The organism is Sphingobacterium sp. DR205 (assembly GCF_011064245.1).
Taxonomy (GTDB): Bacteria; Bacteroidota; Bacteroidia; order Sphingobacteriales; family Sphingobacteriaceae; genus Sphingobacterium; species Sphingobacterium athyrii.
This window is the reverse complement of sequence record NZ_CP049333.1, coordinates 988,342-1,006,292: the sequence shown is the minus strand read 5'-3', so window position 1 is coordinate 1,006,292 and position 17,951 is coordinate 988,342. Positions and strand designations below refer to the sequence as shown.

Below are 17,951 nucleotides of genomic sequence, written 5' to 3'. Positions count from 1 at the left end.
TTTTATCCATTAAAATTTATTGATCGAAGCTTTGATCTATTGCATTGGCTAATTTTTGGACAAAATAAAGTTTTACATTTTTATCTATCGCATTGATATTGTCCAGATCAAGTAAGAGTGCAGGTATTTTTGCATTACGTAGAACAGCGTGTTTCGTACTAACCTGAGGCCTGCTTACCTGCAATCCATTTTGTTGAAATTTCTGATCTAGGCTAAATGCAAACCTATGATTATGCTGTTCAAGCACATTATTAGTAACCCCTGATTGGTACAAAATCCGAATCGGGAGCATCTCTTTTGTTTCTATGCGATCAAAATGAATGGAAAGAAATAAATCCCCTTCCAAATTGGATCGTTCCTTCAACGTTTTAAACTCGTCACCTGCACGCGATAGTAACACTTTATATCCTTTACGCTCTAATTCCTGCTTCAAAAGCAAACAAGTATCCCAAGTCAACGACTTTTCCGTCAATCCAGAAAAGGCTGTGGCTCCCACATCTTTTCCTCCATGTCCTGGATCTAAGACAATAGTTTTTATAACTCCTCCTTTTTCGGAATGAAAAATGGAGTACCACGAGCTCCGCGGTGGATTGATAAACGAATAAAACAATAGTAAAAAACATAAGACCGGAACAGCCAATATGTATTTCCATTTTGATCGGGCAGAAGATGGTTTAGACATCATTACCTGGACACGTTCTACCAGCTCATGCTGGTTATTAAACAAACTGCTCTGTAATCCGATCGGCTTTTCTTCCTGCGAAAAGGCAAGCAAAAAGCGAGCATAGCCGCTTTTCCCGTAGGTATCAGCCAAAATACGATCGACTTGATATTCATGAGTCAGGTACAGTTGCCCACGCAGCCAATAAATTAGTGGGTTCAACCAAAAAAGGCAACGAAAAAATTCGATAACCCATTTATCCAGACGATGCTTGAATAAAATATGTTGGCTCTCATGTTCAAAAATTAACTGCCCTGCCGCCGTATCGAGCAACTGCTCCTCCATAACGATAACGTGTTGTACAGAACAGTTTATATATTGATCAAATGGATCTACGATGATAAATCCCCTATATTCACGCGGGTGCAACTGTCTAATTCTCCTACGTAATGTATTGTAGCGCACGATACAACGAAGTAACAGCAAGACTGTACCGAGTAGATAGAGATAAGCAATCCAATGACCAAGCGAAATTGAGCTCCACAGCGAATCGGCCATTTCTACTTCCGTGAATAGATCTCCGCCTGCTTGTAAGGTGTTTAATACTTGCCCGACCTCAGCAACTTCTGGGGCTGTAGTTACCGACGAAAAGAATAATTCCGCTATGCGAAATTTACCAAATGGCAATAGCAAGCTCAACAAACAGATTCCGATCAAATAATAACGGTTCCATTGAAAAAAAGAAAGACCTTTGATCACCAGAAAATAAAGGGCCGCTCCCAGCATTAGACTACAATTGACCTCAAACAGATAATAAAGTATATTATTCATGATCTTCATTCTTTTTGATGAGTTCTTCAATCTTCTGTATATCTTCAGCCGAAAGTTTCTTCTCCTTTACCATAAAAGACAGGAGGTTTTCGACGGAATCGTCGAAGTAGTTATCCAGTACCCTCGAAAATGAAAATTTTCTATATTGCATTTTCGAAATCAATGGATAGTATTGATAAGTCTTTCCAAAAGCCTTATAACCTACATAACCTTTCTTTTCCAGTATTCTAACAATCGAGGAGACTGTATTGTAAGGGATTGAATTGGTGGGATCCAAGTACTCTATGACATCTTTGACAAAGACCTCCTTTAGATGCCAGATTACTTGCATGACTTCTTCTTCTTTTTTTGTTAGTTCTTCCATAACATAAAGATGAAACTTATTTTTCAGTTATACAACTTATTTTTCAGTTTTTAAACTGAAAAATAAGTTGTATAATGAATTTCAATAAAAAAAGAATACCTAGAGGTTTATTTTTACTTCTTTAATAATCTCGAAAAAAAGAAATATGCAGCCATTAAGAAAATGATAATAACAATAAGGACGACAATCTCCTGAGCGCCTATCCCCCAGTTCATACTATTCATATCTTCCGTATATAAGTTAAATCACCCATTTTTCACAGCCATCCAGAAATGCCTGGTCTATATCTGCGCCAATCCCCGGTTCGTCCGATATATGGATTTTGTACCCGTCATATTGAATCCCACCGATGACCGGATCCTCTAGGTGCCCAACCATGCAAGTATCTAAATCAAAGAATTTGACATTGGGAGCCGCATAGGCGAAATGGACTTTAGCGGCTAATGCTAAACGAGACTCCAACATCCCCCCGATCATACAGTTAATACCATATTCCGCAGCAACGTTATTAATTCTCAAAGCTTCTTGGATCCCCCCTGATTTCGAAAACTTAATATTGATGTAATCACAGGCATCTGCTTTACAAAGTCGTTCCGCATCATGATGCGAATAGACCGACTCATCAGCCATAATTGGGACGATCGTCTCTGTGCGCAATTGAGGTAACAGTTCATCATTCCAGGTCCGCATAGGCTGCTCACAAAATTGAATTTTAAACGGTTCTAAGCCCTGTAAGGCTTCCACTGCCTCTTCGTAGGACCAGCCTTGGTTTGCATCAATCCGAATAGGCATCTCAAATCCGACCGCTTTACGAATTTCACGAATACGAGCCACGTCTGTTTTCGGATCCTTTCCCAGTTTGACCTTCAACATAACTGCCCCCTCATCCTGCAGACGCTTAGCTTTCATTGCCATCTCCTCCGGAGACGCTATACCCAGCGTTATATCCGTGGTTATCTCCCTTGTGGTTCCTTTTAAAAATTGATAAAGAGGTAAACCAGCATGTTTGGCCGCCAAGTCATGCAATACGACATCAAAAGCAGATTTGATCGTTCGATTTCCTGCAATATACAAATCCAGTTCAGCCAGTCGTTCGGCGATGGCCAGCGGATCCTTTCCTTTCCAGATCTTAGCAAAATCACGTGCCAAAACCAGACAGGTATCCTGTGTTTCTCCCACGATCATGGGGAACGCAGAGCATTCACCGACACCGTAGATTCCAGTATCGGTATGTACACGTATAAAAGTATTCTGAGCATAATCCATGGTTCCGGTCGCAATAACAAATGGTTCCATCGGAATGCTGAGCCGGTATATCTCAATTTCAGTTATTTTCATGTCAGAAAGTTAATGAAAATTAAGATAAAAGTTGCTATCAAAAATTAGTAAAAGCAGCTTATCATATCTGTCTATATTGTTAAAAAGACACATCAACCTCTCCCAAAAACAAACAGCAGATTGTGCTGAATAACTAGCAGCTCGGCCTTCAAAACTGTCCGGGTCGCTAGTTCGTACTGAACGCAACCATCTGAACATGTGGCCAACCTCAAAGCCAAGCTCCTCTAATACTCTGCCATACACATCGGTTTTTCTTCGATGGCATTGATTTCCGCTAAATCAAAATAGGTCGATACCAGATTATTGAGTACTTTAAGTTCCTTCTACGCGCAGATAGTTCTTGGGGATCAACCCTATACACAATTCTATCCATTGAGTTTCGTGTTCAGTCTTTCTAATACCCCAATATTTAACCAATTATAGAAAAACTTCATATCCAAATCCGTATTTTCGTATCATGGATATTCAGTTCAGCCCCTTCAACACTTTTATACAGAAGAATACTACAGCGCGCACACGCGATAAATATGCAGATTCTAGGATAGTGAAAATTGATGTACAGGATTGTTATATCAAGGCACGGGTAAGAGGTACCAGTACGTACAGTATTGAAATTTACTACGATAAGTTCCAAGTTTTCGACGCCCACTGTACCTGCCCGTATGATAATGGCGGGTATTGCAAACACATCGTTAATGTACTGGTAAATGCCGATCGACATTTAAGGAGCTTAGATACACAATCTTTTCTATTTCCTGAAGAAACGACCACAGAATTAAACATTACAAAAAAAGATAAAACATTTACTCTCGCTAACAGCGATATACTTACAACTCCACAATTAAGTTCGAACACTTTCCCAAAAAGTCGAAGATATAACGCGGTTAGAATGAATTTACATGCAGCTCAATACAATATCAACGAGTTAAATGGAAAAATAATTGCTTACCAAGGCTATCAGGTCCAAAACCTTAATATTAGCATCGTTCAACAAGACAATGATTTGCTCTTGACCTGTGACTGTTCCAATGACAGCAATCGAATATGTGAACACCTCGATTTTGCGGTCAGTGAAATAAAAAGAGAAAAGTTGCTCCAATTACCTTTCAACGTATCGGAACGTCATAAGATATTAGCTAACAAGGCTAAGGAGGATGGATGGAGCGAAATAAAAGACTATGATACGTTTTTTAAAATCTACATGGAGGGAAAAAAAATCCATATAGCCCCCAGAATCAATGTATTGTCCTACAATCAGTTTTTAACAAGCCGATTCAAAGAAAGAATATTTCCTGGCATTAACCTTCCTACTGAAACCAAAGAGGAATTTCAGGAGTTTATCATTATAGAAAGACAGCCTTATCAGGACTACTTCAAATTTAGTTTAGCTCAAAGCAAGGTGACTAAAAATGGAACCATGAAAGCCCCGGTTACTTTTAATAATTCACTACAGACCCGTGTCAAACGAGCACAAAGCAATGAAGAAATCGCATTTTATAGTTCATTGATGATGGGCAACTCGGAAGACAAGCGATCCTTAGGAATAGATTATTATAAAGATATTATCAAAAACCCACTAGGTTTAGAATTCTTTCTGTTATTGCCGGCCCGCTATTCAGACAAAATAAACCTTAAGCACTTACACTCATACAGGCTACAGCAATCCCCTATAAGTATAAAGATATCAGTCAAGGAAGATGGCGATTATTATCGCATTGAATGTCACATAGAGGTCGAAAGGAAAATGATAGCCTACCACGAAGTTGAGTTATTTGATTATATCTTTACCTATAAAGAAACCTTGTACTGCCTCAACAAAGAAAGCGAAAGAAATGTATTGCGATTTTTTGAAGAAAATGGCTCGCATGTCTTTATTCAAAAACACCAACTTGAGTCCTTTCAATCTGAATTTTTAGGCCCTTTAGAAAATATTGTAACAGTAAGCTATAGTTTCATTAAACCTGCATCAAAAACAATGATCAAGCAAAATGGATTTGATCAAATTAACAAACAACTGATCTACCTATCCGAACTTAATGATTTTATTTTAATAACACCAGCAGTTGCCTATGGTGACACAGAAATTCCACTACTTTCCAAGCGAACTTTATATATCAAACAGGCTGATGGCACGTGCTATGACGCTGAGCGCGATAACCTCTTAGAGCAAAAAGCCCTTGATAGTATACAAGCACAGCACAAAAGTTTTAGCGATGTACCACAGACCGAATTCTACTATCTCCATAAAAGAGAATTTCTGGACAGCGGTTGGTTCATCGATGCATTCGAAGCTTGGCGTCAAGCAGGTTTTACTATACTCGGATTTAACAAGCTAAGAAACAATGTCTATAATCAACATAAAATAACTGTAAAAAACAGTCTAAAATCCGGCATCGATTGGTTTGATATAGAAACTGATATATCCTTTGGAGACCAGCAGGTTACACTCAGACAACTACAAAAGTCTGTACTCAACAAATCTCGATATATTGAACTGAGTGATGGAACGCAGGGCATTTTACCGCAAACATGGATTGAAAAATTTGAGCGATATTTCCGTGCAGGAGAAATAAAGGAGGGCAGTATCCGCGTGCACAAAAGTAATTTTCAGCTCATTGATGAGCTGTTTGAAAACGAGATATTAACGCAGGATGTTCAGCTCGAACTCAGTCAATATCGTAAGAAACTCGCTGAATTTCATTCGATCCAACAAGTCAAGGTTCCTATAAAGCTAAAAGCCAAACTTCGGGATTATCAGAAAGAAGGGCTTAACTGGTTGAATTTTTTAAGCGAATTCAACTTTGGAGGTTGTTTGGCAGATGATATGGGCTTGGGTAAAACCATCCAGATCATTACCTACATATTGAGTCAGCATGAAAAAGGCAACATGGCTCCTAACCTAGTTGTTCTTCCGACTTCATTGTTATTCAATTGGCAAAAAGAAATAGAGAAATTCGCCCCTCATCTCAAGTATGTAACATTATATGGGAGCGGCAGAAATACAGCACAGCTTGATGTTAACAAATACCATCTTGTGCTTACCACCTATGGTACATTGTTGTCGGATATTAGTTTGTTAAAGGAGCAATTTTTTAACATTATTGTCCTTGACGAATCACAAGCAATTAAAAATCCAGAGTCGAAACGCTACAAAGCTGTGAAATTATTAAATGGTAGGCAGCGTCTTGTTTTAACAGGAACTCCTGTAGAGAATAATACTTTTGATCTATTTGCGCAGCTTTCCTTTGCCATGCCAGGGTTGTTGGGTACGTCCAAGCGATTCACAACAGACTATTCCACACCTATCGACAAATTCCAAGATAGTGAACGTGCAAAAGAGCTTCAACAAAAAATATATCCCTTTGTGTTACGCCGTACAAAAAAACAGGTTGCTACTGAACTACCTCCGAAAACGGAAATAATCCACTACTGCGAAATGGGTGACGACCAAAAACGAATATATGACGCTTATAAGCTCGAATTTCAGAAATACTTAACCGGACTCAATGAAGAGGATATACAGTCTTCGAGTCTTCATATCTTACAGGGAATAACCAAATTAAGACAGATTTGCAATTCTCCATCCCTGCTTAGCGACGAAGAATATTACGGAGAGGATTCTGCAAAGATCAAGGAGTTGATCCATCAAATAAAAGCGCTTAAAGATGCACATAAAATATTAGTTTTTTCTCAGTTTGTCGAGATGCTGGATCTTATAAAGAAGCAACTTGAACAAGCAGATATAGGATATACTTACCTCACAGGCAAGACAAAAAACAGAGAACATGAAGTTGAACAGTTTCAAGAAGATGAATCAGTACGTGTTTTTCTCATTAGTCTAAAAGCGGGAGGAACAGGCTTTAATCTTACACAGGCTGAGTATGTCTTTTTGGTAGACCCATGGTGGAACCCTGCAGTAGAAAATCAGGCCATAGATCGAGCTTACCGAATAGGTCAGCAACACAAAGTAATTGCTATACGACTCATAACTCCTGATTCAATAGAAGAGAAAATCATGGAATTACAACAGCGCAAACGTCAATTGGCAGATGAATTAATCCATACCGACAATAGCATCTTGAAGTCACTGAAAAAGAATGATTTGATTAATTTGCTTTAAATTCTATTGAGAAGCCAACGCATATTTTGTAGATTGAAGCATCGAATTATTTTGATCTATTTTTTAACAACACTTATTAATACAGTCAGGATATTTCACAGAGATAATACTTCGTTAGGGATTCAGGATTTGACCCAAGAAATTTCCTACATAAAAATGTATAAAACAACAAAAACTCGTACATAAAAATGTATAAAACAACAAAAACTCGTACATATTTTTTGTAAATTTGTAGTATGAAAAGAGATTTATATCACAAACTACAGTCTTGGAAATTTAGAAAGGATCGTAAACCACTGATTATTCAAGGTGCTCGGCAGGTGGGCAAAACATGGCTTATGCGCCACTTTGGAGAGGCCTCGTATCCTAAGGTAGCATATGTGAACATGGAAAGCAACCCCTTGATAAAAAATCTTTTTACAACTGACTTTGATATAGACCGCATCATCTTGGGCTTACAGATAGAAACTGGTGTTTCCATCGACGCCGACACCTTGCTAATATTTGATGAGATACAGGAAGCTCCCGAAGCCATTACTTCCTTGAAGTACTTTCATGAAAATGCACCACAATACGATATTATCTGTGCAGGCTCCCTTCTAGGAGTAGCATTGCATAGTCACAGATCCTTTCCAGTAGGCAAAGTAGAATTTATGGATCTTTACCCGTTATCATTCACAGAGTTTCTGACAGCTATAGGCGAAGACACATTGGTACAATTGCTCAACAGCAAAAACTGGTCGATGATCAACAGTTTCGCTCCCAGACTACAAGAATGGCTACGTCATTATTATTATATCGGAGGTATGCCCGAAGTCGTGAACACATTTGTAAACAATAAAAACCATGAAGAAGTTAGGGCAGTCCAAAAAAGAATATTAGCAGCTTATCAACAGGACTTTTCAAAACATGCTCCACACGACATCGTACCACGTATACGACTATTATGGAATACTATACCAGCACAACTTATAAAAGAAAATAAGAAGTTCATCTATGGCATCATACGTCAAGGTGCTCGAGCCAAAGACTATGAATTAGCCATGGCATGGCTGATCGACTGCGGTCTGATACACAAAGTGCATAATATCACTAAACCAGCGATTCCATTAAAAGCATACGAGGATTTCAGTGCATTCAAACTATTCTTGGTCGATGTAGGCCTACTTGCTGCAATGACAGATCTGGATGCCCATACATTGTTAGAAGGTAATGTCATTTTTCAAGAGTTTAAGGGGGCGCTAACCGAGCAATATGTACTTCAACAATTCATAACGCGGGACGATCTAAACATCTACTATTGGTCCCCCGATAATTCCAGAGCCGAGATAGACTTCCTCCTCCAATATAAAGGAGATGTTATCCCCGTGGAAGTGAAGGCTGAAGAAAATCTACAGGCCAAAAGCCTACGTGTCTATGTCGATAAGTTCAAACCGCAAACAGCTATACGAACATCCATGAGCAACTATAGACAAGAAGATTGGATGGTGAATATTCCCCTATTTGCAATATCTACAATATAGCAGGATATCACCTCACTTTCGCATTAAATAATCAATGCAGCACGCACTCTTTGCTTTTGACCGAGTCGACCTATTTGGGGTATTAGCTCGCTAAAGTATTATTCTGATAAGATACATCATTGCGTTCACACAAAGTATCGGCTACATAAGCCTCTTATACAATACCATAACGCAAATCTAAAAAAGGATATATCGGCGTATTTCAATGCAATGCCCTGTTACTTGGACAGCTCTTGGTTGTTGAAATATACAATCATCTTGGGCGCATTAGCATATTTTATGCTATACATCGCACTTTTTCTTCGTGCTCTGCCGTGGCATATACAAATTGGCACCGATGACCGAAGCTTTCTTTTCACAAGATGGACAGACTACCTCAATATCATGATAAAGCCTTCGTTACGGACTATAGTAAGAGGATTACTCCCCAACTCGCCTTCTTTATTTTATATTCAGTTCATTATCACCTACAAGATTAAACCTATAGATCCTATAAATTTCCAAGTGCTACAGTCTGTTTTCGAGCACTATGAAGATATGCAGGTAGACGTCGTTTCACTAGATAGAGACTTACAAGAATTTCTGACTATCGTGACCGAAGTCTACGAACTACCAGTATCAATATATACAACAGTACAGTAGTATGTATAAGGCATATAGCACACTACTCAAGAATACAGCCACACTTGTGAGTGAAGTACAAGTTTTATCCAAAATTTGGGGCAAGTTGGCAACCCTCCAAAAACATCGCGACTTATGCATTCAAAGCAGGGGTTTTCACCCCATTTCGATTAAAAACAATAAATACAATATCCATAACAAAAACATTAAAAAGAAACAATAAAATCAAAACAAGCACATTTTTATTAGAATATTTATAATTTTATTCATTTTTATTCCTATATTAGCAATGTATAATATTTGAAAAGGAAAGATGATTCAACAAAGACCGAAAACGGAGGGCCTTTACGACCCTAATTTTGAGCATGACGCCTGTGGAGTAGGCTTTGTCGCCCATATTAAAGGGAATAAATCACACGCACAAGTAAAAGACGCCTTGACCATGTTGGAGAACATGGAGCATCGTGGTGCCTGTGGTTGTGATCCCGAAAGTGGAGACGGAGCTGGTATCATGATTCAGTTGCCACACGAATTTTTGTGGGAAGAATGTATCAGCTTAGGAATACAGTTAGAGGAACCGGGATATTATGGAACAGGAATGGTATTTCTTCCAAAAGAAGAAGACATGAACAAAATATGTCGGGACTTGATTGAGGAAGCGGCAGCCGAAAGGGGTATGAAATTCCTTGGCTACCGTCCAGTACCAGTCAATCGTGAAGGTATTGGACCAACAGCGCTCAGTGCCGAACCTGAAATCGTCCAATTTTTTGTTAGCAGACCGGACGGCGTTTCAAACACGGAAGAATTTGAACGCAAACTTTTTGTTCTACGTCGCCTGATCATTCAAAAAGTTAAACAGCAACAAGAATACCCTCTCCCACTTTACTTTGCATCACTTTCTTGCAAAACTATCATTTACAAAGGTCAATTAACAACATACCAAGTCGGCACCTATTACCTTGATTTACGCGATCCTCGTGTGGTATCCGCGTTTGGATTGGTACACTCACGCTTCTCGACCAATACTTTTCCTTCCTGGTCACTAGCACAACCGTTCCGTATGTTGGCCCATAATGGTGAAATCAACACCTTAACAGGTAACCTCAATTGGTTTTACGCTGGAATGCGTGCCCTTTCGTCACCTTATTTCACCGAAGACGAAATGGAAATCCTGCTTCCTATCGTTGATCGGGGCCAGTCGGATTCAGCCTGTCTTGACAATGTTGCCGAGTTGCTTTTACACAGTGGCCGTAGCCTGACACACGTCATGTTGATGTTGGTACCTGAGGCATGGGATGGTAATACCCAAATGGATCCACTAAAACGTGCATTCTACGAATACCATGCAACCTTAATGGAGCCTTGGGATGGACCTGCAGCACTATGTTTTACCGATGGTAAACATATCGGGGCAACACTAGACCGTAACGGTTTACGCCCATTACGTTATGCTGTAACTTCGGATGACCGTGTTGTCGTTGCTTCCGAAGCCGGCGCCCTTCCGATTGAAGAATCTACCATTATTAAAAAAGGCCGCCAACAGGCAGGCAAGATATTTCTCGTCGATATGGAGCAAGGTCGCATCTTAACAGACGATGAAGTAAAAGATCAATTGATCAACCAACAACCTTATAGCGATTGGTTGGACAACTATAAAATCAAGCTAGAAGAACTGGAAGAACCTCGTGTCACCTATACCTATCTTTCCAAAGAATCCGTTTTCAAATATCAGAAGACATTTGGTTTCTCCAGAGAAGACCTCGAAACAATCCTGACGCCAATGGCATTGACCGGATACGAACCAACTGGTTCGATGGGTTCGGATGTTCCGCTCGCTATTCTTTCCGATCAGCCACAACATATCTCAAGTTACTTTAAGCAATTTTTCGCACAAGTAACCAACCCACCGATCGATCCGATCCGCGAGCGTTTGGTCATGAGCTTGGCGACCTTTATCGGTAATGCGGGCAACATCCTGATTGAGGACAAAAAATTCTGTCACTGCGTGACCTTACCTCATCCGATCCTCACATCCAAAGAACTTGAAAAATTACGTTCTATTGATACCGGATTGTTTCAGGCAAAAACCATTCAGTCCTATTTCCGTTCAGACGGAAAGCCGGGCTCGCTGGAAGCAGGTTTAGAGCGTCTATGTAGATATGCCGATGACGCTGTACGTGATGGTTTTCAGGTATTGATACTTTCGGATCGCGCGATAGATTCCAAACATGCGGCCATCCCTTCTTTGCTTGCCGTATCAGCAGTCCACCACCACTTGATCAAGACCGGTAACCGTGGTGCTGTAGGACTAGTTGTCGAAGCCGGCGATGCTTGGGAAGTACACCACTTCGCCTGCCTATTGGCTTTTGGTGCCACGGCGATCAACCCGTATATGGCACTGGCAAGTATCCGTACCATGAAGGAACAAAACACCTTGGATACTGAACTTACCTGGCCTGAGCTATCCAAAAACTACGTAAAAGCAGTTAACAATGGTTTGTTGAAAATTTTCTCCAAAATGGGGATATCAACATTGCAATCTTATCACGGAGCACAGATCTTTGAAGTACTTGGTATCGACAAATCTGTTGTTGATAAATTCTTCTGTGGCGCGGTATCCCGTATCGGTGGTATGACACTGGATGATCTGGCCAAAGAGGCTTTATCTAAACACTGGCGTGGATTTGAAAAAAGCCGTACACCACAAAATCTTCTGCCAGAAGGTGGTATCTATCAATGGAAACGTCGTGGCGAAGGGCACTTGTGGAATCCAGATACCATTCACTTATTGCAGCAAGCATGCCGGACCGGAGACTATGCCACGTATAAAAAGTATGCAACCAAGATCAACGAACAGAAAGAACATATGTTTACCCTTCGTGGACTTTTGGATTTTGCTAAACATCGCAATTCCATTCCATTGGAGCAAGTTGAGCCGGCAAGTGAAATACTAAAACGCTTTGCTACCGGAGCGATGTCCTTTGGATCTATCTCCCACGAAGCACATAGTACCCTTGCCATTGCCATGAACCGCATCGGCGCAAAATCTAACACCGGTGAAGGAGGGGAAGATGAATTGCGTTATCAACCTCTTCCAAATGGGGATTCCATGCGTTCGGCAATTAAGCAAGTCGCTTCTGCGCGCTTTGGTGTCACCTCCAATTACCTGACACAAGCGGATGAATTACAGATCAAAATGGCACAGGGTGCTAAACCGGGTGAAGGTGGTCAATTACCGGGGCCGAAGGTGGATGCCTGGATTGCGAAAACCAGACACTCTACACCGGGCGTCGGTCTGATTTCCCCGCCACCACATCATGACATCTATTCCATCGAAGATTTGGCACAGTTGATCTTCGATTTGAAGAATGCGAACCGCCAAGCGCGGATCAATGTCAAATTGGTATCTAAAGCCGGTGTAGGAACGATTGCCGCCGGTGTTGCTAAAGCACATGCTGACGTTATCCTCATCGCAGGTTTTGACGGCGGAACAGGTGCCTCACCGATCAGTTCGATCAAACATGCCGGATTACCTTGGGAACTGGGCCTTGCCGAAGCACATCAGACGCTTGTGAAAAACAAGCTGCGTAGCCGTGTGGTCTTACAGGCCGATGGTCAGGTAAAAACAGGTCGCGATATCGTTATTGCAACACTTTTAGGCGCCGAAGAATGGGGTGTTTCCACAGCTGCCTTGGTTGCTGGAGGTTGTATCATGATGCGCAAATGTCACCTAAATACCTGTCCCGTCGGTGTAGCCACACAAGATCCTGAATTGCGCAAACTTTTCTCCGGAAAACCTGAAGATATCGTCAACCTATTCACTTTCCTTGCCGAAGAAGTACGCGAGACCATGGCATACCTCGGCTTCCGCACCATCAATGAAATGGTAGGCCGTGCTCAGTTCCTCAAAAAACGGGAGAACATCGACCATTGGAAAGCAAAGAAAATCGACTTTACAGATATTCTCCATGTTGAGCGCAATGAACCGGGACAATCATTGTACAATACAGAGGAGCAGGATCACGGCATGGCCATGATTTTGGACTGGGGATTATTGAAACAATCCAAGCTAGCGTTGGAAAGCAGAACACCGGTCTTTGGAACGTTCAAAGTAAAAAATACGGATCGTACCATCGGCACAATGCTCTCCAATGAGATTTCCAAATTGTATGGATCCGAAGGATTGCCTGACAATACCATTAATTTCAAATTCGAAGGGTCTGCAGGCCAAAGTTTCGGGGCCTTCTCTACCAAAGGACTTTCCTTTGAATTGCAGGGCGAAGCCAATGACTATGTTGGTAAGGGCTTATCAGGTGCACAGTTGGCCATTTATCCAGTGACCGAAAGTGGCCTGATACCAGAAGAGAACATCATTATCGGTAACGTCGCACTATTCGGAGCCACTTCAGGACACCTATTTGTCAATGGCCAGGCAGGCGAGCGTTTCGCTGTGCGTAACTCCGGAGCTACTGCTGTCGTTGAGGGTGTAGGCGATCATGGTTGTGAATATATGACGGGTGGACGGGCACTGATCCTCGGCGCGACAGGACGCAATTTTGCAGCCGGAATGAGCGGTGGTATTGCGTGGATTTATGACATCAATGATGATTTCCGCGAAAACTGCAATCAGGAGATGGTGGACCTGGATCCATTGGAAAGTGAAGATGAAACAGCAATTATTGCCCTATTGAAACGTCATGTATTATTGACCAATAGCCGTAGAGCAGATTTCATCTTACAGAACTGGGCCCGGGAGAAAAATAAATTTATTAAAGTATTCCCTAGGGAATATAAAAATGTCATTCGTCAAAAATTAGTTGAAGCATAAAATAGGAAGCACAGATCATGGGAAAAATTACAGGTTTTAAAGAATTTGAGCGCGTGCTTCCAACAAAAGAAGCTGTTGAAGGCCGTGTGCAGCACTTCAAAGAATTTAATAAAGGATATTCTGAGAATGAGCTGAATAAACAGGCCGCGCGTTGTATGGATTGCGGTATTCCGTTTTGTCATTCAGGCTGTCCACTGGGCAATGTCATTCCTGAATTCAACGATGCCGTATACGACGGTAAATGGGAAGAGGCTTATCAGATCCTGACCTCGACCAACAACTTTCCTGAATTTACAGGTAGAATATGCCCTGCTCCTTGCGAATCGGCCTGCGTATTGGGCATCCATAGCACACCGATTACCATCGAAGAAATTGAAAAGCATATCATTGAGATTGCATTCAAAAAAGGCTATGTAAAGGCCCATAAGAGCTATTTAAAAACGGGCAAACGTGTTGCTGTGGTCGGTTCCGGGCCAGCTGGACTCGCTGCCGCCGCACAATTGAATAAAGCAGGCCATGACGTCACTGTTTTTGAACGTGACGATCAGGTGGGCGGCTTACTCCGTTATGGTATTCCGGATTTCAAACTGGAGAAGTCTGTTATCGACCGCCGGATTAATTTAATGAAAGAGTCTGGGATCGAATTTAGCGTCAATACAGAGGTAGGAAAAGACATCAGCTTTTACGAATTGAAAGCTTATGATGCCGTAGTATTGGCTACTGGATCGACCGTCCCCTGGCACATGCAGTTGCCCGGACATGAAGCCAAAGGGATCCATTTCGCCATGGACTTCTTAAAACAGCAGAACAAAGAAGTCAGTGGCATCAGCATTGATCAAGAACGTATTTTAGCGACAGATAAACATGTGGTCGTGATTGGCGACGGTGATACAGGTTCGGACTGCATTGGTACCTCCAACCGCCACCGGGCCAAAAGTATTACACAGATCGCCCGTAAACCAACACCTGCAAAAGAGCGTTTAAGAAACAATCCCTGGCCGATGGACAAAGTGACCTTCGGAACCTCCTCTTCACAAGAAGAAGGCTGTGAACGTCTTTGGGCAACGGAAACGCAAGAGTTTGTTCACGACGAAAATGGCCATGTCAAAGCGGTAAAAATTAAAGAAGTACAATACGAAGTCGATGAATTTGGTCGCCGTACGAGACTGGGCGAATCCGAAGTTAGGGAAATTCCTGCCGATCTTGTTTTATTGGCTATTGGCTACAAACATACCGAGCAAAGACTACTGGAGCAGCTCGGTGTACGTGTGGATGAAAAAGGAAATATCCTGGCAAACGACAAAGATTACCAAACTTCAGTGGAAAATATCTTCACAGCGGGTGACTGCCGCAAAGGGCAATCCTTGGTGGTCTGGGCGATATCTGAAGGCCGGGAGTGCGCACGAAAAGTAGACGAATACCTCATGGGGTATTCCGAACTTGAAAGCAAGGATTTCTTGGCTACGCAACAAGCATAATTATAAATAATAATCCTCATATAACAAAAGCACCTTAAGGTGCTTTTGTTATATGAGGATATCCGCGCCCATTACTGAAAATCTCCCTCAGGGAAACGCAAAATACTCCAAGGGGAATTTACTTTGCTCTTAGGGGGATACACTTTTCCCTTAAGGGACTACAAAAAATTCTTAGGGGAATTTGATTTCCTCTCAGGGGGATACACTTTTCCCTTAAAGGATTGCAAAAAATTCCTAGGGGAATTTGATTTCCCCTCAGGGGGATACACTTTTCCCTTAAGGGATTCCAAAAAATTCCTAGGGGAATTTGATTTCCTCTCAAGGGGACAAACTTTTCCCTTAAGGGATTTCAAAAAATTCCTAGGGGAATTTACTTTCCTCTCAGGGGGATAAACTTTTTCCTTAAGGGATTGCAAAAAATTCTTAGGGGAATTTACTTTCCCCTCAGGGGGATACACTTTTTCCTTAAGGGATTGCAAAAAATTCCTGGGGGAATTTGATTTCCCCTCAGGGGGACAAACTTTTCCCTTAAGTTCAGGCTAGCCAGCTAGACCATCTAAAATCAACCTCTACGCCATCCAAACACAGTTTGTAAGAAAATATTTATTACAAATCAATAATTATTAGGGATAAAATTCCGCCACTTGGAGTTTTCCGCTTTTTGCATTTTGGCGGAATTTTACCCCCTCACGTTCTCTCCACTGTCGTATGTTGGTATCGTTGCTAGCTCAATAATTTATTTTAAACTTTTAACATTTAAAAATTATGAGTCAATCCAACTTTAGAAAAATGGAAATATCAAAAAATGCCTGACTTTATAAAACAGACATTTTTTGATATAAACCAAAATAATTATTTCAACGGCGTTTTTAATTTAATAAAATAGATGCTATTCTTATCAACGGTTTTTATCGCCGGTAATATCTTCGATTTATAAATCCCCTCTCCCGTAACGCCAAAATCATCGTCGTTACATACAGCGATTAAAGATGAATTAATAACAGCCAATCCTTCGGCTTTGTCATGTGGATATAATTCTTTGATATCCTTCATTAAATCAGCCACCAAAGTTTTGGTAACAGGCTTAATATTATATTTCGCTAAGGTAGCAGCATCTTTTAGTTCTTCAACACTCTTACCATCAAAAAGTCTCCCTTTTTCACCGTTATTATCATCAGAAATATCCGTTGCACTCGCAAGATCTATCTGATAGATTTTTTTGAATACATCACCACGTGTTTCTTCTGTTGCATATGCTCCGTCACGTTCCAGCACAATAAAAGTGGAATTGGACACCGCAGCAATTTCACTGACAGCCTGTAGGTCAAACCGTTCCATCATATACACGTACTGCTTGGTATTTCCAGTTGCGATATCCATAGTGACAATGCGGATAATCAAAGAATTCTTCACCGCATCCTTGGATGGATTATAGAGTGGAAATTGCATAATACCGACCAAAGTCTTTCCATCTGGTGTAATGGTCAATCCCTCCATTCCACGATTTGGTCGACGTTTGGCAAAGACCAAGGGTAATTTCTTTCCTGTTGTCCAAGGATTGATCCGCTCAATCTCCTTTCCAGAAGCATCAAAGTGAACGATATGTGGTCCATATTCATCACTTACCCACCAAGAACCGTCAGCGGCTCTTGCCAAGCCCTCCGAATCGATGCCATCTTCGCTTTTTCCCAAATCCTTTCCATTCGTATCCAAAGCTTTCTCTCCCGAACCACCTTTACCCTCAGGGTTCGGCAATCCGTTCAATTTTACACCGTTTTTATTCTTTAATTCAATCGCAGACTCAAAAACCAGCACATTATCCTTTAATCGAAATTTACCGATCTGAGGGGTAAACATCGGGTTAGCAAAAACTTTACTATCTTTTTCTGTACCATCAATATTTGGCCCGCGATCTGTTAAGAGGTAAAACACTGTCTTATCATTCGGATCCTGAACCATGGAAGAGCCGTACCCGCCATTATATACCTTTACCTCACCAATCGTACCCAATACTTTTGGATCCATGGCTACAGCCTTATCCGGGTAAGTTAAATTGACAATCGGATCAATGATCTTTGATACATCATCTTTACTGCAGGAAGCACACAAAAGAGCAATCCCCAATACACTGTATAATCTTTTCATAATTTATTCTATTATCCTGCAAACATAAACCTCGCATATTAG

At 41.1% G+C, this 17,951-nt stretch carries 9 protein-coding genes; 5 read left to right on the top strand and 4 right to left on the bottom strand.

The window, feature by feature from the left end; translation table 11 throughout:
* Positions 1 to 16: 16 nt before the first annotated feature.
* From G6053_RS04160 to G6053_RS04150, 3 genes are all read right to left on the bottom strand, one after another.
* Complete coding sequence (locus G6053_RS04160; protein WP_165305640.1) at positions 17 to 1,492, bottom strand: N-acetylmuramoyl-L-alanine amidase; 1,476 nt, start codon at positions 1,490 to 1,492, stop codon at positions 17 to 19.
* Positions 1,485 to 1,856 (bottom strand): BlaI/MecI/CopY family transcriptional regulator, encoded by a 372-nt coding sequence (locus G6053_RS04155; protein ID WP_108635962.1) that lies wholly within the window; start codon positions 1,854 to 1,856, stop codon positions 1,485 to 1,487. Before G6053_RS04155 ends, G6053_RS04160 begins: the two co-directional genes overlap by 8 nt.
* A gap of 240 nt (positions 1,857 to 2,096) precedes the next feature.
* On the bottom strand, positions 2,097 to 3,194 hold the full coding sequence (locus G6053_RS04150) for a dipeptide epimerase (protein ID WP_165305639.1): 1,098 nt from the start codon (positions 3,192 to 3,194) through the stop codon (positions 2,097 to 2,099).
* Between the two features lie 889 nt (positions 3,195 to 4,083).
* Between G6053_RS04150 and G6053_RS04140 the strand changes: the two genes are divergently transcribed.
* From G6053_RS04140 to G6053_RS04120, 5 genes are all read left to right on the top strand, one after another.
* Positions 4,084 to 7,314 carry an SNF2-related protein gene (locus G6053_RS04140; protein WP_241254919.1) on the top strand — a complete coding sequence of 1,077 codons (3,231 nt, stop codon included), beginning with the start codon at positions 4,084 to 4,086 and terminating at the stop codon, positions 7,312 to 7,314.
* Between the two features lie 236 nt (positions 7,315 to 7,550).
* On the top strand, positions 7,551 to 8,837 hold the full coding sequence (locus tag G6053_RS04135; RefSeq protein ID WP_165305637.1) for an ATP-binding protein: 1,287 nt from the start codon (positions 7,551 to 7,553) through the stop codon (positions 8,835 to 8,837).
* Positions 8,838 to 9,095: 258 nt separating this feature from the next.
* Positions 9,096 to 9,479 carry a hypothetical protein gene (locus tag G6053_RS04130; protein ID WP_206531866.1) on the top strand — a complete coding sequence of 128 codons (384 nt, stop codon included), beginning with the start codon at positions 9,096 to 9,098 and terminating at the stop codon, positions 9,477 to 9,479.
* 292 nt (positions 9,480 to 9,771) lie between these two features.
* On the top strand, positions 9,772 to 14,286 hold the full coding sequence (gene gltB, locus G6053_RS04125; protein WP_165305635.1) for a glutamate synthase large subunit: 4,515 nt from the start codon (positions 9,772 to 9,774) through the stop codon (positions 14,284 to 14,286).
* Positions 14,287 to 14,303: 17 nt separating this feature from the next.
* A complete protein-coding gene (locus tag G6053_RS04120) occupies positions 14,304 to 15,764 on the top strand; it encodes a glutamate synthase subunit beta (RefSeq protein WP_165305634.1) in 1,461 nt (486 codons plus the stop codon).
* An 852-nt stretch (positions 15,765 to 16,616) separates the two neighbouring features.
* Here the strand turns inward: G6053_RS04120 and G6053_RS04115 are convergent.
* Positions 16,617 to 17,909 (bottom strand): esterase-like activity of phytase family protein, encoded by a 1,293-nt coding sequence (locus G6053_RS04115; protein WP_165305633.1) that lies wholly within the window; start codon positions 17,907 to 17,909, stop codon positions 16,617 to 16,619.
* Positions 17,910 to 17,951 lie beyond the last annotated feature (42 nt).

Coding starts and splice junctions, on each gene's coding strand:
- G6053_RS04120 (WP_165305634.1), top strand. CDS start 14,304: ATGGGAAAAATTACAGGTTTTAAAGAATTTGAGCGCGTGCTTCCAACA.
- G6053_RS04115 (WP_165305633.1), bottom strand. CDS start 17,909: ATGAAAAGATTATACAGTGTATTGGGGATTGCTCTTTTGTGTGCTTCC.
- gltB (WP_165305635.1), top strand. CDS start 9,772: ATGATTCAACAAAGACCGAAAACGGAGGGCCTTTACGACCCTAATTTT.
- G6053_RS04140 (WP_241254919.1), top strand. CDS start 4,084: ATGAATTTACATGCAGCTCAATACAATATCAACGAGTTAAATGGAAAA.
- G6053_RS04160 (WP_165305640.1), bottom strand. CDS start 1,492: ATGAATAATATACTTTATTATCTGTTTGAGGTCAATTGTAGTCTAATG.
- G6053_RS04135 (WP_165305637.1), top strand. CDS start 7,551: ATGAAAAGAGATTTATATCACAAACTACAGTCTTGGAAATTTAGAAAG.
- G6053_RS04155 (WP_108635962.1), bottom strand. CDS start 1,856: ATGGAAGAACTAACAAAAAAAGAAGAAGAAGTCATGCAAGTAATCTGG.
- G6053_RS04150 (WP_165305639.1), bottom strand. CDS start 3,194: ATGAAAATAACTGAAATTGAGATATACCGGCTCAGCATTCCGATGGAA.